This window comes from Peptoniphilus mikwangii (genome assembly GCF_000468535.1).
GTDB classification, from domain to species: Bacteria; Bacillota; Clostridia; order Tissierellales; family Peptoniphilaceae; genus Anaerosphaera; species Anaerosphaera mikwangii.
This window is the reverse complement of record NZ_AUQY01000002.1, coordinates 92,620-110,554: the sequence shown is the minus strand read 5'-3', so window position 1 is coordinate 110,554 and position 17,935 is coordinate 92,620. Positions and strand designations below refer to the sequence as shown.

General features: G+C 30.4%; 22 protein-coding genes and 1 other annotated feature. All 22 genes read right to left on the bottom strand.

Going from position 1 to position 17,935, the window contains the following annotated elements:
- Positions 1-221: 221 nt before the first annotated feature.
- Entirely contained in the window at positions 222-602 is a 381-nt protein-coding gene (locus tag M915_RS00925) for a RidA family protein (RefSeq protein ID WP_036728503.1), read from the bottom strand.
- Entirely contained in the window at positions 602-952 is a 351-nt protein-coding gene (rsfS, locus tag M915_RS00920) for a ribosome silencing factor (protein WP_009222364.1), read from the bottom strand. Before rsfS ends, M915_RS00925 begins: the two co-directional genes overlap by 1 nt.
- A 9-nt stretch (positions 953-961) precedes the next feature.
- On the bottom strand, positions 962-1,852 hold the full coding sequence (locus M915_RS00915; protein WP_036728500.1) for an LCP family protein: 891 nt from the start codon (positions 1,850-1,852) through the stop codon (positions 962-964).
- The gene (gene yqeK / locus M915_RS00910; protein ID WP_036728497.1) at positions 1,836-2,408 is read right to left on the bottom strand and encodes a bis(5'-nucleosyl)-tetraphosphatase (symmetrical) YqeK; all 573 of its coding nucleotides are present in this window, start codon (positions 2,406-2,408) and stop codon (positions 1,836-1,838) included. The genes M915_RS00915 and yqeK overlap by 17 nt, the downstream gene beginning before the upstream one ends.
- Before the next feature lies 1 nt (position 2,409).
- Positions 2,410-3,003 (bottom strand): nicotinate-nucleotide adenylyltransferase, encoded by a 594-nt coding sequence (gene nadD / locus M915_RS00905; protein WP_036728494.1) that lies wholly within the window; start codon positions 3,001-3,003, stop codon positions 2,410-2,412.
- Positions 3,003-3,290, bottom strand: coding sequence for a ribosome assembly RNA-binding protein YhbY (yhbY, locus tag M915_RS00900; protein ID WP_009222367.1), 288 nt, complete (start codon positions 3,288-3,290; stop codon positions 3,003-3,005). Before yhbY ends, nadD begins: the two co-directional genes overlap by 1 nt.
- 8 nt (positions 3,291-3,298) lie before the next feature.
- Entirely contained in the window at positions 3,299-4,564 is a 1,266-nt protein-coding gene (gene obgE / locus M915_RS00895) for a GTPase ObgE (RefSeq protein ID WP_036728492.1), read from the bottom strand.
- 126 nt (positions 4,565-4,690) lie between these two features.
- Positions 4,691-4,981 (bottom strand): 50S ribosomal protein L27, encoded by a 291-nt coding sequence (rpmA, locus tag M915_RS00890; protein ID WP_009222370.1) that lies wholly within the window; start codon positions 4,979-4,981, stop codon positions 4,691-4,693.
- Positions 4,981-5,310, bottom strand: a complete 330-nt coding sequence (locus M915_RS00885) for a ribosomal-processing cysteine protease Prp (protein ID WP_009222371.1) — start codon at positions 5,308-5,310, stop codon at positions 4,981-4,983. The genes rpmA and M915_RS00885 overlap by 1 nt, the downstream gene beginning before the upstream one ends.
- On the bottom strand, positions 5,310-5,615 hold the full coding sequence (rplU, locus tag M915_RS00880; RefSeq protein WP_009222372.1) for a 50S ribosomal protein L21: 306 nt from the start codon (positions 5,613-5,615) through the stop codon (positions 5,310-5,312). The genes M915_RS00885 and rplU overlap by 1 nt, the downstream gene beginning before the upstream one ends.
- A 14-nt stretch (positions 5,616-5,629) precedes the next feature.
- Positions 5,630-5,696, bottom strand: a sequence feature (ribosomal protein L21 leader region).
- 50 nt (positions 5,697-5,746) lie between these two features.
- Positions 5,747-6,997 (bottom strand): uracil-xanthine permease family protein, encoded by a 1,251-nt coding sequence (locus M915_RS00875; protein WP_036728488.1) that lies wholly within the window; start codon positions 6,995-6,997, stop codon positions 5,747-5,749.
- 140 nt (positions 6,998-7,137) lie between these two features.
- The gene (gene udk / locus M915_RS00870; RefSeq protein WP_009222374.1) at positions 7,138-7,761 is read right to left on the bottom strand and encodes a uridine kinase; all 624 of its coding nucleotides are present in this window, start codon (positions 7,759-7,761) and stop codon (positions 7,138-7,140) included.
- Entirely contained in the window at positions 7,758-8,987 is a 1,230-nt protein-coding gene (locus M915_RS00865; protein ID WP_036728485.1) for a peptidase U32 family protein, read from the bottom strand. The genes udk and M915_RS00865 overlap by 4 nt, the downstream gene beginning before the upstream one ends.
- A gap of 1 nt (position 8,988) precedes the next feature.
- Positions 8,989-9,633: an O-methyltransferase gene (locus tag M915_RS00860; RefSeq protein WP_036728483.1), complete on the bottom strand. Its 645-nt coding sequence runs from the start codon at positions 9,631-9,633 to the stop codon at positions 8,989-8,991.
- A gap of 36 nt (positions 9,634-9,669) precedes the next feature.
- Entirely contained in the window at positions 9,670-11,334 is a 1,665-nt protein-coding gene (locus tag M915_RS00855; RefSeq protein ID WP_036728480.1) for a ribonuclease J, read from the bottom strand.
- Complete coding sequence (locus tag M915_RS00850; protein WP_036728477.1) at positions 11,324-11,785, bottom strand: Fur family transcriptional regulator; 462 nt, start codon at positions 11,783-11,785, stop codon at positions 11,324-11,326. The genes M915_RS00855 and M915_RS00850 overlap by 11 nt, the downstream gene beginning before the upstream one ends.
- 8 nt (positions 11,786-11,793) lie before the next feature.
- On the bottom strand, positions 11,794-12,039 hold the full coding sequence (locus M915_RS00845; protein ID WP_009222379.1) for a DUF1292 domain-containing protein: 246 nt from the start codon (positions 12,037-12,039) through the stop codon (positions 11,794-11,796).
- 10 nt (positions 12,040-12,049) lie between these two features.
- The gene (gene ruvX, locus M915_RS00840) at positions 12,050-12,460 is read right to left on the bottom strand and encodes a Holliday junction resolvase RuvX (RefSeq protein WP_036728475.1); all 411 of its coding nucleotides are present in this window, start codon (positions 12,458-12,460) and stop codon (positions 12,050-12,052) included.
- A 90-nt stretch (positions 12,461-12,550) separates the two neighbouring features.
- The gene (locus M915_RS00835) at positions 12,551-12,805 is read right to left on the bottom strand and encodes an IreB family regulatory phosphoprotein (RefSeq protein ID WP_009222381.1); all 255 of its coding nucleotides are present in this window, start codon (positions 12,803-12,805) and stop codon (positions 12,551-12,553) included.
- Between the two features lie 52 nt (positions 12,806-12,857).
- Positions 12,858-15,482: an alanine--tRNA ligase gene (alaS, locus tag M915_RS00830; protein ID WP_036728472.1), complete on the bottom strand. Its 2,625-nt coding sequence runs from the start codon at positions 15,480-15,482 to the stop codon at positions 12,858-12,860.
- 88 nt (positions 15,483-15,570) lie between these two features.
- Positions 15,571-16,797, bottom strand: a complete 1,227-nt coding sequence (locus M915_RS00825; RefSeq protein WP_036728469.1) for an AI-2E family transporter — start codon at positions 16,795-16,797, stop codon at positions 15,571-15,573.
- Between the two features lie 9 nt (positions 16,798-16,806).
- On the bottom strand, positions 16,807-17,934 hold the full coding sequence (locus M915_RS00820; RefSeq protein ID WP_036728467.1) for a cysteine desulfurase family protein: 1,128 nt from the start codon (positions 17,932-17,934) through the stop codon (positions 16,807-16,809).
- Position 17,935 lies beyond the last annotated feature (1 nt).

Sequence of the window (17,935 nt, the reverse complement as noted above, 5' to 3'; positions counted from 1 at the left end):
CCTTATTTTTATATTGCGATATAATCGGTATATGCTCAAAATAATTTGTTACTATCCTACTTATAAGAATGTATACTTTCTCATCTCTTTTGGAAATTTCTAATTTAACTTAAATTCTTTTTACAAATATATTATAAGATATTGATATTTAAATAAAGCCTTTAATTTTTTCTTACATAAACAAAAAATCCTCCTAAATTAGGAGGACTTCTATAAACTTATTATAATTCTACTGTCGCTTCTATTTCTATTAGAGCATCTTTTGGTAATCTTGCTACCTCTACACAGCTTCTTGCCGGTTTATGGTCTGTAAAATATTCTGAATATACTTCATTTACAGCAGCAAAATTATTCATATCAGATAAAAATATATTTACTTTTATAGCCTTGTTAAAATTTGAACCTTCATTTTCAACTATAGCTTTAACATTTTCAAGACTTTGTCTTGCAGCTTTTTGAATATCATCTGATACCAATTCTCCAGTTTCAGGAATTAGTGGAATTTGACCTGAAGTAAAAAGTAAATTTCCAACTACTGCTCCTTGTGAATATGGACCTACTGCTGCCGGTGCTTTTTCTGTGTGTGTTAATCTAACGCTCATTAGTCTTCCTCCTCTTTAACTCTAAAATTTTCTTCATCTGACCACAATCTTTCAATATTATAATATTCTCTCTCATCTTTGTGGAATACATGTACTATTATATCATCATAATCAAGCAAAATCCATCTCATAGAATTTTTTCCCGACTTATTTGAAAGTTCATATCCTTCTTCACTCATCTTATCTTCTATTTCATCTGCAAGAGCATTAACCTGATTAGAAGAATTACCGCTAACTATTACAAAATAATCGGCTATTGAACTAAGACCTTTGATATCAAGAACCTTTATATCTGTTCCCTTCTTATCTTCACACGATTTTACAATTATATCCAACTTCTTATTTTCCATAACTCCTCCTTATTTTAATCCTAAATTTACCAAAATAGCATCCATTTCATTTTTATCTACAAAGAAATAAGAGATTTTATTCTTATATCCCGCATTTCCGGGTACTGTCATGGTCTCTATATTTTCTGCCGAATACTTTCTAACATTAAGTCCAATCTTAACTATTTTAGAAAAAGGAATATTACTCTTTGTATACTTATCATAACTTCTTAAAAATATAGGAAATTTTACAAATGTTGCAGGCGACTTTGCTTTTTGTATAAATGAAGAAACAAACTGTTGCTGCGCCTGTACTCTTCCTAAATCTTGATTTTTATATCCTTTCCTAAATCTCAAAAATTGAATTGCTTCATCACCTTTAAGCTTTTGCATTCCCTGTTTTAGATGTATTTTCAACGGAGGATCTGCCCACAAATCTTCATAATCCATATCCATCGGAACATCAACATTTACTCCACCTATTATATTTACAATATCTTTTACAAATTTATAATCAACTGCTATATAATTTTCTATATTAGTTCCAAGAAGATTATTTACCGTACTAAGTGTAAGATCAGCACCGCCATAATTATAAGAGTGATTAATTTTTTGCTTTCCATGTCCTTCTATATTCGCATAAGTATCCCTAGGTATAGAAATTAAATTTACTTTTCCGCTTTCCAAATTTACATTTACAAGCATAATTGTATCTGAACGTGTATTTTGAGCCTTATCAATATTTAAACTATCTACTCCTAACAGCAAAAATGTTATGTTATCATTAGAACTTATAATTTCTTTAAAAAAATCACCCGGCTTTTCTACATGATTCTTTAATATAAAGTATAATGTAGAACCTAAAAATAAAAATACTATTAAAATTAAAGTAAGTAAAAATGATTTAAAAAATCGTTTCATTTTCAATCTCCAATATATAATTTCTTGCAAGTAATGTATCTGTCGCTATATAACTATTAGAATTACAAAGATGTATTATAGTATTATTTAAACTGAAATATACAGCTTTATTAATATTTGTTCGTGCAAGAGTTCTTGCCAATTCAACTTCAGGAAAATTCCTTCCCGGTTCAATATAATCTGCAATAAACACTATCTTTTCTAAAAGACTCATCCCTATTCTTCCTGTTGTATGCCATCTTATCGAATTTAAAATATCTTCATCTTCAATACCGTAATCCGCTTTAGCAATTAATGCCCCAAGGTGCCCATGTATTATCTGAGGATTCATCTTCATATCATGTGTAAGTTTAAGACCATATTCTATGCATTTACTGTGCAATAAATCTACATTTTTAATCTTTGCACAGTCATGATAATATCCCGCAATGGCAGCTTTTCTTTTATCTTCTCCGTAAATTTTTGAAAGTTCTATAGCAACATCCATAACTCTTAGAGAATGTTCATATCTTTTTTGCCCTATAAGAGCTATTATCTTATCTTTATTTTCTTGCATATCAGCCTCTATAAAGTTTATTATCATTAATATATATTATAACATTATCAGGAACTAAATACTTAACACTTTTATTTAATTTAAATCTATTTCGCAAATCAGTAGATGAGATTTCATAAAGTGGAGTTTCTACAACATGAACTGTTGCATTATATTTTTCTAATTCTTTAAGTTCTTTTCTCAAATCTTCAGAAGCTGTATAATTCGGTCTTACAGCACATATAAACTCAACTTCTTCTGAAAGTTCATCAAATTTTTTCCATGTTCTTAATTGAAACAATGTATCTGAGCCTATTATAAAGTAAAATTTACCGTCAAGTTTATTTTTAAGCTGCTTAACAGTATCTATACTATAACTGTTACCAATTTTATTTGTTTCTATATCCGAAATCATAAAATTTTCATTATCTTCTATTGCTATAGAAGTCATCTCAAATCTAAATTTTGCATCAATAGTTTTTTTGTGTGGAGGATTGCCTGTAGGAATAAAAATTATTTTATCAAGCTCCATCTCAATTCTGATATATTCACTAATCATTAAATGACCAAAATGAATAGGATTAAATGTTCCTCCCATTATTCCATATTTTTTCATTATAATTCTATTTTTTTATTTTCCTTTGATTCCCTATAAATTGTAAGTTTGTTTCCTATTTGCTGAACAAACTCCGCTCCCGTTTGCTCAAGTATCTCTTCAACAATTTCTCTTGCATACACAGGAGAATTTTTTAGAACTGTTATTTTAACCAGTTCATGATACTCCAATAATTCATCTATTTGTTTAATTAAATTTTCAGTAACACCATTTTTACCAACTTGCAAAAGTGGATTTAATGTGTTAGCTAAAGATTTTAAATAAGATCTTTGTCTACCTGTAATCATCAATACCTCTATTCAAAAAATTCAAATTCATAACCTAAAATAAATACACTGTCTCCTTCAGATATTCCAAGAGATTTTAATTTATCAACAACATTATTCTTTCTCAAATTTTCTTGGAAATACTTCAAAGAATAAATATCCTCAAAATTAGTAGAGTGAAGAAGCTTTTCAATATAAGGTCCATCAACTATATACTTATTATCTTCAATATATACATTAATTCCCTCTTCTCTTTTTTCTTCCTCAACATACTGTATATCATAAGTTTCATATTCATCTTCACATTTTTGAAGTTCTGTAAAAGTATATTTCATAAGCTCGTCCACATTTTCCGTCGTAGCGGCACTACCGGAAAATATCATATACTTATCTCCAAACTCTTTTTTTATTTTTTCCAAGTTTTCTTCTGCAGGAAAAACATCCATTTTATTTGCAAATATTATTTGCATTTTATCTGAAAGCTTTTCATTGTAATTTTTTAACTCTTCATTTATTTTATAAAAATCCTCTATCGGATCTCTATCTTCAGAACCTGAAGCATCAAGAACATGAATTAATATTTTAGTTCTCTCTACATGTTTTAAAAATTCATCTCCAAGTCCAAGTCCCTCACTTGCTCCTTCTATTAATCCCGGAATATCCGCTATTACAAAACTCATTTCAGGGCCTAAGCTCACTACTCCAAGATTAGGTTTTATTGTAGTAAAATGGTAGTTTGCTATTTTAGGCTTTGCAGATGAAACTACTGAAAGTAATGTAGATTTACCAACATTTGGAAATCCGACCAATCCAACATCTGCAAGTAATTTAAGTTCAAGAGTTATTGCTTTTTCTTCTCCTTTAGAACCTGCTTGAGCAAATGCAGGAGCTTGTCTTGTAGAAGTAGTAAACTTTGCATTTCCTCTTCCTCCACGTCCTCCTTTTGCAATAACATACTCTTGATTTACCTCTTTTAAATCTACTATTACTCCACCCGTCTTTTTATCTTTTACAAGAGTACCTACAGGAACTTTTAAAATGATATCTTCTCCATTTTTCCCAAACTTCTTTTTACTCATTCCGTTTTCCCCATTAGGCGCCTTATATTCTCTCTTGTATCTAAAATCCATTAATGTATGCAATCCGGAGTCAGTTTTTAATATAATATTTCCACCGTTTCCGCCATCGCCACCTGCAGGTCCTCCTGCCGGTTCATATTTTTCTCTACGCCAAGCAACTGCTCCATCACCGCCATTGCCAGCTTTCAATTTTATATCTGCTATATCTATAAACATATCTATTCAACTCATTTTTCTTTTATTATATCATTAAATCTAAATATAAACCTTTAAATTATATTTAAAATTTCAAAAAATTGTCTAAAATATAAATAAAGCCGTAGCAAGAAGCTACGACTTTCCTTATGCTAATTCTTCTGTATAAACACTAACTATCTTCTTATTGCCTCTACCTTTTGTCTCAAACTTAACACGTCCATCAGCAGTTGCAAAAAGCGTATCATCTCCACCGCGCATTACATTTTCGCCCGGATGAATTCTAGTTCCTCTTTGTCTTACAAGAATATTTCCGGCAATTACATATTGTCCATCACTTCTCTTAACTCCAAGTCTTTTAGCTTGAGAATCACGACCATTCTTTGAAGAACCTGCTCCCTTTTTAGAAGAAAATAACTGTAAATTAAATCTAATCATCATTGCACCTCCATCATCTCTAATTTTATATGTTTAGAGTATTGTGCCTCTAAAATTTCAAGTCCTTTAATCATATACATAAAAGATACTTGAATATTTGTGTCTTTATCATTATTCTTTAAAATAAGCTTTAAATATCCATCTCTCTGCTCTACATCAAAAAACTTTTCATCTAAGTTCAAATTTTCAACTAAATGAAAATACATTGTCTGAGTTAGAGTGGAAACTCCTGCACAAACTATATCATCACCATCAGAATATTCAGCATGTCCGAATGATTCAAATCCGATATAATTTGCATTTCTTTTAAAAATTTTTATATTTATCATTAGATAATATTTTCGATTTCAACTAATGTATAAGGTTGTCTGTGTCCTCTTTTTTTTCTTTCATTCTTCTTAGATTTGTATTTATATACAATAATCTTCTTATCTTTTGCTTGTACAAGAACTTTTGCCTCAACCTTAGAACCTTCTACATAAGGCTTTCCAACTTTAAGATCTTCTCCACCAACTAAAAGAACTTTATCAAAAGTTACTTTATCTCCTTCGTTAGCATTCAACTTTTCAATCTTAACCTTGTCTCCTGCCTTAACAGTGTATTGTTTTCCACCTGTTTCAATTACTGCGTACATTTTGTAGCACCTCCTTAATTATTAAGACTCGCCATTGTAGGTAATATTTTTCGACCTTACTCTGTGCGGTTACAGTTAATTATAATACCATAATAACAGCATTTTTGCAATACTTTATTAATTTTTTATTACTATTTATCTCTATTTATCTTGTCTTCAAACCTACTTAAAATAATATTTAAAATTACTCCTACAAGTGCTGCCAATGATAATCCTGAAAGAGATACTTCTTCCGTTATTTTTATAGCTATATTTATACCTACATGACTTCCAAGTCCGATAATAATTATGCTTAACATTATTATTATATTCTTTAAATTAAAATTAATCTTTGAATTTTTTATTGTCTTGATACCAATTAATGCTATCATAGAAAATAATACAACCGAAATTCCTCCCATAACTGCTTGAGGAATAGTTTGAAGTAATCCCCCAACCTTCCCTACACATCCAAGCATTATTGCAAAAATTGCCGTAATTCTCAATATTGACGGATCGTAGTTTTTTGTTATTGCAAGTACACCTGTATTTTCTCCATAAGTTGTATTTGCAGGACCTCCTAAAAATCCGGCAACCATTGTTGCAAGTCCATCTCCAAGTAAAGTTCTATTCAGTCCGGGATCTTCAAGAAAATTCTCTCCTACAACAGCCGAATTTGTAGTTATATCTCCTATATGCTCCATAAATACCGCAAGTACAACAGGAGCTATTACTATTATTGCCGGAATATCAAATTTCGGAGCGGAAAATTGTGGCAATGACAATATCGCAGCATCTCTAACCGCACTCATATCAACCAAACCGATGTTTAGCGACAAAATATATCCTATTATTACAGAAATTATTATAGATAGCTGTTTTAAAAATCCTTCTGTAAAAAATGAAAGAGTCAAACAAAATACAAGCGTTACTCCTGATACAAGATAATTACTGCTTGCCATTGATATTGCAGTAGGAATTAAATTAAATCCTATTACAATTATCATAGGTCCTACTACTTGCGCCGGAAAATATTTTATTATTTTATTAGCTCCAACTTTTCCAATTACAAATGATAAAATTACATATAAAAAGCCTGCAACCGCTATACCACCTTGAGCATATGACAGACTTCCATAATTATTATATACACTTTGAATTACTGGAATAAAAGCAAATGATGAGCCTAAAAAAACAGGTACCTTCTTTTTCGTACAAAAATGAAAAATCAAAGTACCTATACCCGCACAAAATAAAGTAGTATTTACATTAAATCCTGTTAAAAGAGGAACTAATACAGTAGCCCCGAACATTGCTATTAAATGTTGAAGAGCTAAAATAATTTTCTTTAGATTTATTAAAAACTTATTTGTAGAACCATTACCAAAGAAAAACTTTTCCAAATTTATTGCTCCTTTCAATTATAAAAAAATTCCTTGCAAAAGATAGCAAGGAATCAAAACTCTAAGCAATGCCATCTAATTGCACTACCAACATATTATTCTTACTGATTATACTTTTATATAATTAAATTGTCAATGAATTATTTTTCATCTAAAAAGGATTTTATCTTTGAATAAATTAAATCAATAGCCACTTTATTATATCCGCCTTCAGGAATAATTATATCTGCATATTTTTTAGACGGTTCGACAAATTGCATATTAGCCGGTCTTACGGTAGACATATATTGAAGTATAACCGATTCCAAAGAACGTCCTCTTTCCTTTATATCTCTTAATATTCTCCTTATTATTCTTACATCACTATCTGTATCTACAAAAATCTTTATATCCAATAAATCTCTTATTTCTTTTTCACTAAGAATTAAAATTCCTTCCAATATTATTACTTCTTTAGGTTCAATTATTTTTGTTTCTTCTTTTCTGTTATGAACCTCAAAATCATATATCGGTTTCTCAATACTTTCATTATTTTTAAACTTTTTTAAATGTTCTATCAACAAATCGTTATCAAAGGCAAATGGATGGTCATAATTAGTTTTTACTCTTTGCTCAAACGGAAGTGCGCTTTGATCTTTATAATAACTATCCTGCTCAATAATTACAACTTTGTTATCATCAAGCATAGCTTTTAATTCATTAGTTACTGTGCTCTTACCTGAACCTGAACCGCCTGCAATTCCTATTATTATTGGTGTTCTCATATCTCATTCTTCCTCCTAAGCATAAAATCTTTTTTCACATCTCTGTCCACTTTTATCTTAAATATTTGTTTTGCCTTATTTGCAACTTCTATTGGAATATCATTTTCATCAGTCATATAATCAATTTTTTGCTTAAAAAACTTTACGGATGGCCCGAATATTTCAATCTCTTCGCCTTTAAATATTCTATTTCTCTGCTCTATTGTAGCTATTTTGCTATTCTTGTCATAATCAAGCACAATTCCAACAAAATCGTATCCTCTTATATATGAATTTGTCTTATATACCTGCGAATCTTCATTAGCTTTTCCATAAAAAAATCCGGTAGTAAAATCCCTGTGACTTACTTTCTTAATTTCATCAAGTAAACTTTTATCAAAGACATATTTTTCAGGATTTTCATAATAGCTGTCTATTGCCATTCTATATGATCTTATTACCGTTGCAAGATAGTATTCGCTTTTTACTCTTCCTTCTATCTTTAAACTCACAACTCCTGATTCTATTAAATCATCAATATGCTCTATCATACATAAATCTTTTGAATTCATTATAAATGATCCTTCATCGTGCTCTTCTATCGGAAAATATTCACCCGGACGTTTTTCTTCAACTAAATAATATTTATATCTACATGCTTGTGAACAATCTCCCATATTCGCATCTCTTCCTGTCATATAATTGGATAATAGGCATCTTCCGGAATATGACATACACATTGCTCCATGAGCGAAGGTCTCGATTTCAATTTCTCCATTAGACTCTTTTACTATATTTTTTATTTCATCAATAGATAGTTCTCTTGCAAGAACAACTCTTTTTGCACCCATTTGTTTCCAAAATGCAACCGTAGATGAATTTGTTACAGAACCTTGCGTAGAAATGTGTATATCCATATCTGAAACCGCATTTCTTACTTTTAAAAACATACCCGGATCTGCAACTATCAGTGCATCTACCCCCATATTATAAAGTTGTTTTACATATTCTTCTACACCGTCTATATCTTTATCGTGTGGAATTATATTCAAAGTAACATGAACTTTTTTTCCTCTTTCATGAGCATAAATAACGCCTTCTCTTATATCTTCCATAGAGAAATTTTTAGACGCCTTTCTAAGTCCAAAACTTTCTCCTCCAAGATATACCGTATCCGCACCATAATCAATAGCTGTCTTTAGTTTATTTAAATCACCGGCCGGAGCAAGTAATTCAATTTTATTCATTCTATTTCCTCCCAATCAATAGTACCCCATCTCCAATTGGAACTATCGAAGATATAAATTCCTCATTTTCTTCTATTTCTTTCAAAAATTTTCTAAGCCTTTTAACGATAGTTATTTTTCTTCTCTTAACCAATTCTTGATTTGCAATCATTCCTCTAAAAAGTACATTATCACAAATTATTATTCCATCTTCAGATAAATTTTTTAATGACATATTAAAATAATTTTCATATTGTCCTTTTGCAGCATCTATAAAAATCATATCATATTTTTCGTCTATTTTTTCAAGAACCTCTGCCGCATCTCCATGTACAACTTCTATGACAGAGCTCAATTTCATAATTTCAATATTATTTCTTGCAATGTCAACCATTTCATCTTTTATCTCAACAGTTTTTATATGCTCAATAGAAGAAGAGCTCATTGCAAAAATTATTGAAGAATATCCTATTGCAGTTCCGAGTTCTAATATTTTATTAGGCTTTTTTAAATTTATCAAAAACTTTAAAAACTCTTCACTTTCTTCTTCAACTATTGGAATATGATTTTCTTCAGCATATTTTCTCATCTCCAATAAATGTCCCGATTTACTTGGTATCAAGCTTCTTATATATTCTTCAATGTATTCATAATTTATATTACTCATTTCATCCTCACAAAAAGGGAATCTTTCGATTCCCCTTTAAATTTCCATTATAATTGGAAGTATCATAGGGTTTCTCTTTGTCTGTGCAAATAAAAATCCCTTTAAATCTTCTCTAATGCTTGTCTTTAACGAAGTCCAATCTGTTATAGATTTTCTATCACATCTATCTAAAGTGCCCTTAACCACATTTCTGACATCTTCTATTAATCCTTCAGACTCTCTTACATATACAAAACCTCTTGAAATTATGTCAGGTCCCGAAACAAGTTTTCCTTCAGACTTTGACATAGTAATAACTACTACAATAAGTCCATCCTCTGAAAGATGTTTTCTGTCTCTAAGGACTATATTTCCTACATCGCCTATTCCAAGTCCGTCCACCAAAATATTTCCTGATGGAACATCTCCTACAAATTTAGCATCTTTCTGAGAAATTTCCAAACAATTTCCATTAGACATAATAAATATATTTTCTTTAGAAACTCCAAGTGAATTTGCTACCTCTGCATGTTTTAAAAGGTGTCTTATTTCTCCATGTGCCGGTATAAAATATTTCGGTCTTATTAGACTTAATATTAATTTTAACTCTTCCTGACATGCGTGTCCGGAAACATGAATCTCAGTTAAACTTTCATATATTACGTTTACACCTAATTCAAGTAATTTATTGATTACCTTAAATACTGACGTTTCATTCCCCGGTATCGGTGTAGCCGACAAAATTACTATATCATTTGGTGTAACAGCTATTTTCCTATGTTCACCATAAGCTATTCTCGTAAGAGCACTCATTGGTTCTCCTTGCGAACCGGTTGTTATTACTACAAGTTCGTCATCATTGTACTTATGCATATCTTTAATATCTATTAAAGTACCTTTTTTTAGCTTTAAATATCCAAGCCTTTGTGCAGTTTCCATTACATTAATCATGGAACGACCTGATAAAACTACTCTTCTTCCATATTTTTCAGCAGAATTTATAATTTGTTGAATTCTATGAACATTAGATGCAAATGTAGCAATTATAATTCTATTTGTTCCTGCTTGAGAAAAAATTCTATTAAATGTTTCTCCTACTTTTCTCTCACTCATTGTATACCCTTCACGAAGAACATTTGTAGATTCTCCAATCATGGCAAGCACACCTTTTTCTCCTATTTGTGCTATTCTTTGTAAATCAATAACATCCCCTGAAATCGGTGTAAAATCAACTTTAAAATCTCCTGAATGATACACATATCCCAAAGGAGTTTTTATAGCAAGGGCACAACTGTCCGGTATTGAATGATTTACTGATATCCATTCAACCTCCATTTTCCCAAGTTTTACCTTATCTCCTGCACGAACAACATTTAATTCAACTTTTCCAAGATTATGCTCTTTAAGTTTATTTTCAAGTAATCCAATTGTCAGTGGTGTACCATATATTGGCATTTTCAATTTTTTTAATATATAAGGTATTGCTCCTATATGATCTTCATGGCCATGTGTTAGTACTAAGGCTTTTATTTTTTCCTGATTTTTAATCAGATAAGTTACATCAGGTATTACAACATCTATACCGAGCATCTCATCTTCAGGAAATGTCATACCGCAGTCAACTATTATTATTTCATCTCTATATTCTATTAGTGTTAAATTTTTTCCGACTTCTCGCATTCCGCCAAGAGGAATAATCTTTAACTTATTGCTATTTCTCATTCAATCTCTCCTTTTTTTCATAGCAGTCTTTGCAATAACCATAGAATTTAAGATTGTGGTCAACTATTTTAAATTTTTCGTCATTTTCTATTTCTTCTTCTAAGCTATCTAATAAATCAAGCTTTACTTCCGTAATACCTCCACAATCAAGGCATACTAAATGATGATGTCTATGTCCCTCACCTACGGTCTTAATTTCATACCTTGCAACACCATCGTCAAAACTTATTTTATACAAAACACCAAGTTCCTCAAACAACATAAGTGTTCTATAAACTGTTGCTATACCTATTTCAGGATCTTCTTTAGAAACATAGGCAAATACATCTTCAGTTGATAAATGTTCATCTCTATGATTTAAAAAAACATTATATACTTCAGCTCTCTGATTTGTATATTTGTAACCATTATTCTTCAAAACATTTTTTACATATTCAACATTTAATTCCATAATTCACCTCATTGCAATTTGTCTTTCATAAGTTCTTCATAAACTGCAGTTGCTTCTTCCAATTCTTCATCTTCAATACCAACCAAGAATTCATTTCCTGCATCATCAACTTCAATTTTTAAAATATAAATAAGCGGCTCAAGGTCATCTGCTGGTAGCATAGCAACATAATCAGTATCATCTACAGTAAATTTAGCCTTCACTATAAATTCAACCGGCTCATTATTTTCATCATAAAAAAGGTGCCTTTCCATTGTTCCTCCTCTACTTACTATCCAAATATGTCTGTAAAATATATGTCGCTGCTATTTTATCAACATACTGTTTTCTATTTTCTCTTCTTACTTCGCCTTCAATTAAAATTCTATTAGCAGATATAGTAGTCATTCTTTCATCTATATATATAATTTCAACACCATATTTATTTTTTAATTTTTCCGAAAATTTTAAAACTTTTTCGCTTTGAGGCCCTAACGTATTATTCATATTTTTCGGTAGTCCTACAACAACTTTAGCTATGTTGTTTTCCTTAATTAAATTATATATATCTTCGTATGCTTGTTTATTAGATTCTCTTTTTATTGTCACTAACGGCTGTGCAGTAATGCCTAATAAATCACTCACTGCAACACCTATCCATTTATCCCCTATATCTAATCCTAATATTTTTTCCATTAAATAAACCACAACCTTATTCTAAGGTACATATTTCTAAATATACAATATGTAAAGATGAGATGGAGCATACGTCCATCTCATAATATATTATTTCTTTAAGTAGAACTTTAACAATTCTCCTAATAATTCATCACGCTCAACACCCTGTATTATGGATCTTGCATTATTATAACTTGTAATATATGTCGGATCTCCTGAAAGTATATATCCTATTATTTGATCCACAGGATTATATCCCTTTTCGCTAAGTGATTCATATACTGATTTTAATATACTTCTATATTTTTCAGTTTCAATACTTTGCTTTTCAAAAACTTGAGTTTCATAATTTTTATCATCCATAATATCCCTCCTATATGATTATACCATATAATGTGTTTTAAAAAAACTTAAACTATAAAATATTCTTTATCTCTTCTAAAGCCAAGTCAATTTTAGAAGCATCCTTTCCTCCGGCTGTAGCCATATCCGGTCTACCGCCTCCACCGCCTCCTGTTACTTTTGCAACTTCTTTAACTATGTTACCGGCAGAAATTTTTTGTTTTACAAGGTCTTGTGAAACTGCACATACAAAATTAACTTTGTCCTCTATTTCTGTTGCAAATAATACTACAACACTTCCGACTTTTTCTCTAACTTCATCAGCTAAGTTTCGAAGTGTATTTACATCCACTTCATTAAATCTGTATGTTACATAATTTATTGAATTAATTTTTTTAACGTTTTTAATGATTTCACTAACTTCATCTTTTGCTGTCTTTAACTTGAGTTCTTCTATTTGCTTTTCATAAGCTTTAACATTCTCTGTCAAAAGTTTTATCTTTTGAATTATATCAGACTTATTTGATTTTAATGCTGAAGCACTTTCATCTCTTAAGTTTTCAAGATTATTTAAATAAGAATATACTGCAGGTCCTGTTATTGATTCAATTCTTCTAACTCCGGATGAAATTCCGTTTTCAGAAATAATTTTAAACATCGAAATTTCTGATGTATTGCTCACATGAGTTCCACCACATAATTCCATTGAATAATCTCCCATAGTAACTACTCTTACAACAGAACTGTATTTTTCTTCAAATAATCCGACTGCTCCAAGCTTATAAGCATCTTCAGGATTTGTAATTGTAGTTTTAACAGGTAATGCTTCAAATATTTTTTGATTTACTCTATCTTCTATCTTTTGTAAATCTTCTTTGTCTATAGCCTCAAAATGAGTGAAATCAAACCTCATTCTATTGTCTAATACTTCTGAACCTGCTTGGTTTACATGATTTCCTAACACTTCTTTAAGTGCTTTGTGCAATAAGTGCGTTACAGAGTGATTTCTTCTTATGTTAAATCTTCTGATTACATCTATTTTAGCTGATACTTCTGACTTTTCTACTATACCTTCCTCAACTTCCACCATATGGAGATGTAATCCTTTTACATTTTTCTTAGTATCAATTACTTTTATTTTAAATTTATCAGATTCTATAATACCTGTATCGCCCGCTTGACCACCCGATTCTGCATAGAAAGGTGTTTTATCAAGTATAATGATTCCCTTTTCACCTTTTGTTAATTTATCAACAAGTTCATTCGATTTAACTAATTCGATTATATTAGCTTTGCATTCATCTTTTTCATAACCTACAAACTCATTCTTTAATCCTTCATAGATTTTTTCATTGTCATGGCTTCCCCATCCTATATTATCTGAATCATCTCTTGCAGCTCTGGCTCTTTTTCTTTGAGCATCCATATTTTTATCAAATCCATCTCTATCAAGCTTTATTGAATTTTCATCTAATATTTCTGCTGTCAAATCAACCGGAAATCCATAAGTGTCATATAACTTAAATGCATATTCTCCATCTAATATATCCAACTTTTTCTCTTTTAAATCTAATATATGAGATTCAAGCATGCTCATGCCTTGCTCTATTGTTTCAAGGAATTTTTCCTCTTCAGCTTTTATTACTGATTTAATATTATCTCTATTTTCTATTAATTCAGGATAATAATCTGCACCCCATGAATTTATTATTAAATCTGAAAGTTCTGACAAGAAACTCTTTTTAATTCCAAGTATCCTTCCATGTCTTGCAGCTCTTCTTATAAAACGTCTGAGAACATATCCTCTTCCTTCATTTGAAGGTCTTATTGTATCAGATATCATAAATGTCATAGCTCTTATATGATCAGTTATAACTCTAACAGACTCATCTAATTTTTTGTCCGTTTCATATTTATACCCTGAAATTTTTTCAATCTCTCTTATAATATCTTGAATTGCATCAATCTCAAAAATATTATTTGTATGTTGAACTACTGTTGCAAGCCTTTCAAGTCCCATTCCCGTATCTATATTGGGATTCTTTAATGGATGGTATACTCCACTTTCATCTTTATCAAATTGAGTGAATACCAAATTCCAAACTTCAATAAATCTATCACAATCACATCCGGGCTTACAATTTTTATCTCCACATCCATAAGCCTCGCCTCTATCTACATAGATTTCAGAACAAGGACCTGACGGACCTACTTCAAGTTCCCAGAAATTATCATCTTTACCAAGTCTTACTATTCTCTCTTCAGGAACTTTTATTTCTTCATTCCAAATTCTAAAAGCTTCATCATCTTCATGATATACAGTTACCCATAAATCATCTTTTGAAATTTCAATTTGCTCTGTTAAAAATTCCCATGCCCAAGTTATTGCTTCCCTTTTAAAATAATCTCCAAAAGAAAAATTACCAAGCATTTCAAAAAAAGTTGCGTGTCTATCAGTTTTCCCTACGTTTTCAATATCTCCTGTTCTTACACATTTTTGGCAAGTTGTAACTCTTCTTGATGGAGGAGTCAATTCTCCTGTAAAATATTTTTTCATAGGAGCCATTCCCGCTCCAATCAATAAAAGTGATTTGTCATTTTTTGGTATAAGCGAAAAACTCGGAAGCATTAAGTGCTGCTTAGACTCAAAAAAATTTAAATATAACGATCTAATCTCATGTAATTTAAGATTCTTCATACTACACCTCTCTACCTTAAAAATCCTCCCGTCAAAGGGAGGACACTTTGTCATTAAAATTATAAATTGTATATCTAATTTTGTCAATTTAGACTATATTTCTATTTCTCTCATTATATTTCATTTTTGCAAAATCTATCAATATTAAAGCAACAGATACTATAGGAACTGCAAATATCATACCCCATATTCCAAACACTCCACCGCCGATAATAATTGCAATAAGTATAACCATAGGATTTAAGCCTGTCTTATCCGCCAATAATTTCGGGGCTATAATATTATTTTCCGCCCATTGCAATAATAAAAATAATATCGCAACCCATAGCGCTTTAATTGGAGATTCAATAAACGCAAACAGCACCGCCGGAACAAATCCAAGAAACGGTCCAATATATGGAATTATATCCGCAATACAAGTTATAATACCTATTACAACTGCAAAATCAACTCCAAGTATTAACAAATACACCATAGTGGCAAATCCAACAAACACCGCCATCAACAATCTTCCCTTTACAAAATCATGAAGTGCACTATTTATTCTACTTGCGATATATAATATATCATTTCTATGTTTTACAGGAATATGTGAATCCAAAATATTTTTAAACTTATTCTTATCTACTGTAAAATAGAAAGAAAATATAAATATAAGCACAAATCTAAGTAACTTTGAAAATACAGTTTGCATACCCATAGTTAAATTTTTTAATTTTGAAAGTATTGCCTCAGGAACTAAAACTATATACTTATTTATGCTATTTTGAATTTCTTCAATAATTGTCCTTCCCTGTTCATTTTTTGGTAAGTCATAATTAAAAGACTTATTTAATTTTTCAGACAAATCATTTAATATTTTACCGCTTTGATCTATAAGAGATGGTATACTCTTTAATAGGTTCGTTATTTCTTGAATTGTTTTAGGTATTACTATTATAAGTAATATTGCCAATACTAAAATGACACTTACATATACAATTATAACGCCATATTTTCTATTGATCTTTTTAGTTTCAAAATAAGTTACAACCGGATTTATCAAAAACGAAACTATAATAGCTGCAATTAATGCCCATATCGTATCAGATACTATTGGATATTTATTAAATATCAATTTTAAAGAATACAATACTACAACTCCAAATAAAATTCTAATTGCAAGTTTCAAGTCTATATTTATTCTTTTATTTCTGTCAATATATCTATTCCCAATATTTATTAAATAATAAATTATTAAAAATAAAAGAAATATGGATAACGTAGCTACTGCAGTTGTTATAAATCCCGGTGTTACCGCCTTTATAGAGCTCATATCTCACCTCTATCTTCTTAAAGTTTCTATTACTTCTCTTATTATAACAGATGCTTCATTTATTTCATAAATATTATTATCAATACCGAGTGATAATCTCAAACAATTTCTTGCAAGCTCATCACTTCTTCCTATTGATTTTAGAACGTGTGAAGGTGCCATGCTTCCTGCCGTACATGCACTTCCGCTTGAAGCATATACTCCTCTCATATCAAGCATCATTAATAATGCTTGAGCATCCACTTTTTCTATTGATATATTTATATTATTTGAAAGTCTGTTTTTTGAAGAACCGTTCAAATAAACTCCATCAATTTCAAGCAAACTGTTCATTAAAATATTTCTTAAATTCTCTATATATTTTACATCATTTTTTATATTTTTTCTACTTATATCAACAGCTTTTGCAAATCCTACTATACTTGCAACATTTTCCGTTCCTGCTCTTCTCCCACGTTCTTGGCTTCCACCATGTATAATTGGATTTATTTTCGTTCCTTCTTTTATATAAAGTGCTCCTATCCCCTTAGGACCTCTTATCTTATGAGCAGAGAAACTCATTAAATCCATCGGAAGATCTTTAAGTTTAAAATCTATACTTGAAAGCGCCTGGACACCGTCCACATGAAACAATATATTTCTTTCTTTTAATATATTCCCTATTTTTTCAATTGGTTCTATAGTTCCTATCTCATTATTTGCATACATTACAGATACCAAAGCCGTATTTTCATTTAAAATATTCTCTAAATATTCTAAATCTACAATTCCATCAGAATCTACCTTTAAATATGATACATCATATCCTTTTTTTTCTAAATATTCAAATGTATTTAAAACAGCGTGATGTTCAATCGGCGTCGTAATTATATGTTTTCCTATATTTGCATCAACAGTTCCTTTTATTGCCCAATTATCAGATTCCGAGCCTCCTGATGTAAAAAATATCTCTTTAGATTTAGCCCCCAATTTATCGGCTATCAAATCTCTACTTTTTTCTATAGCCTGTTTTGTAGTCCTTGCTATTGTATATATACTGGAAGGATTTGCAAACTCTCCTGTAAGGTATGGCAGCATTTCTTCTAAAACTTCTTTATCTAACCTTGTTGTAGCAGAATTATCTAAATATATTTCCATA

Excerpts from the sequence above, each read along its gene's own strand:
- M915_RS00850 (WP_036728477.1), bottom strand. The coding sequence starts at position 11,785 with ATGGAATTAAATGTTGAATATGTAAAAAATGTTTTGAAGAATAATGGT.
- M915_RS00915 (WP_036728500.1), bottom strand. The coding sequence starts at position 1,852 with ATGAAACGATTTTTTAAATCATTTTTACTTACTTTAATTTTAATAGTA.
- alaS (WP_036728472.1), bottom strand. The coding sequence starts at position 15,482 with ATGAAGAATCTTAAATTACATGAGATTAGATCGTTATATTTAAATTTT.
- rplU (WP_009222372.1), bottom strand. The coding sequence starts at position 5,615 with ATGTACGCAGTAATTGAAACAGGTGGAAAACAATACACTGTTAAGGCA.
- udk (WP_009222374.1), bottom strand. The coding sequence starts at position 7,761 with ATGAGAACACCAATAATAATAGGAATTGCAGGCGGTTCAGGTTCAGGT.
- M915_RS00855 (WP_036728480.1), bottom strand. The coding sequence starts at position 11,334 with ATGAGAAATAGCAATAAGTTAAAGATTATTCCTCTTGGCGGAATGCGA.
- M915_RS00925 (WP_036728503.1), bottom strand. The coding sequence starts at position 602 with ATGAGCGTTAGATTAACACACACAGAAAAAGCACCGGCAGCAGTAGGT.
- M915_RS00825 (WP_036728469.1), bottom strand. The coding sequence starts at position 16,797 with ATGAGCTCTATAAAGGCGGTAACACCGGGATTTATAACAACTGCAGTA.
- ruvX (WP_036728475.1), bottom strand. The coding sequence starts at position 12,460 with ATGGAAAAAATATTAGGATTAGATATAGGGGATAAATGGATAGGTGTT.
- yqeK (WP_036728497.1), bottom strand. The coding sequence starts at position 2,408 with ATGCAAGAAAATAAAGATAAGATAATAGCTCTTATAGGGCAAAAAAGA.
- obgE (WP_036728492.1), bottom strand. The coding sequence starts at position 4,564 with ATGTTTATAGATATAGCAGATATAAAATTGAAAGCTGGCAATGGCGGT.
- M915_RS00845 (WP_009222379.1), bottom strand. The coding sequence starts at position 12,039 with ATGGAAAGGCACCTTTTTTATGATGAAAATAATGAGCCGGTTGAATTT.
- M915_RS00860 (WP_036728483.1), bottom strand. The coding sequence starts at position 9,633 with ATGAGTAATATAAATTATGAATACATTGAAGAATATATAAGAAGCTTG.
- M915_RS00820 (WP_036728467.1), bottom strand. The coding sequence starts at position 17,934 with ATGGAAATATATTTAGATAATTCTGCTACAACAAGGTTAGATAAAGAA.
- M915_RS00835 (WP_009222381.1), bottom strand. The coding sequence starts at position 12,805 with ATGGATGATAAAAATTATGAAACTCAAGTTTTTGAAAAGCAAAGTATT.
- M915_RS00865 (WP_036728485.1), bottom strand. The coding sequence starts at position 8,987 with ATGAATAAAATTGAATTACTTGCTCCGGCCGGTGATTTAAATAAACTA.
- rpmA (WP_009222370.1), bottom strand. The coding sequence starts at position 4,981 with ATGATTAGATTTAATTTACAGTTATTTTCTTCTAAAAAGGGAGCAGGT.
- rsfS (WP_009222364.1), bottom strand. The coding sequence starts at position 952 with ATGGAAAATAAGAAGTTGGATATAATTGTAAAATCGTGTGAAGATAAG.
- nadD (WP_036728494.1), bottom strand. The coding sequence starts at position 3,003 with ATGAAAAAATATGGAATAATGGGAGGAACATTTAATCCTATTCATTTT.
- yhbY (WP_009222367.1), bottom strand. The coding sequence starts at position 3,290 with ATGATTACAGGTAGACAAAGATCTTATTTAAAATCTTTAGCTAACACA.
- M915_RS00885 (WP_009222371.1), bottom strand. The coding sequence starts at position 5,310 with ATGATAAATATAAAAATTTTTAAAAGAAATGCAAATTATATCGGATTT.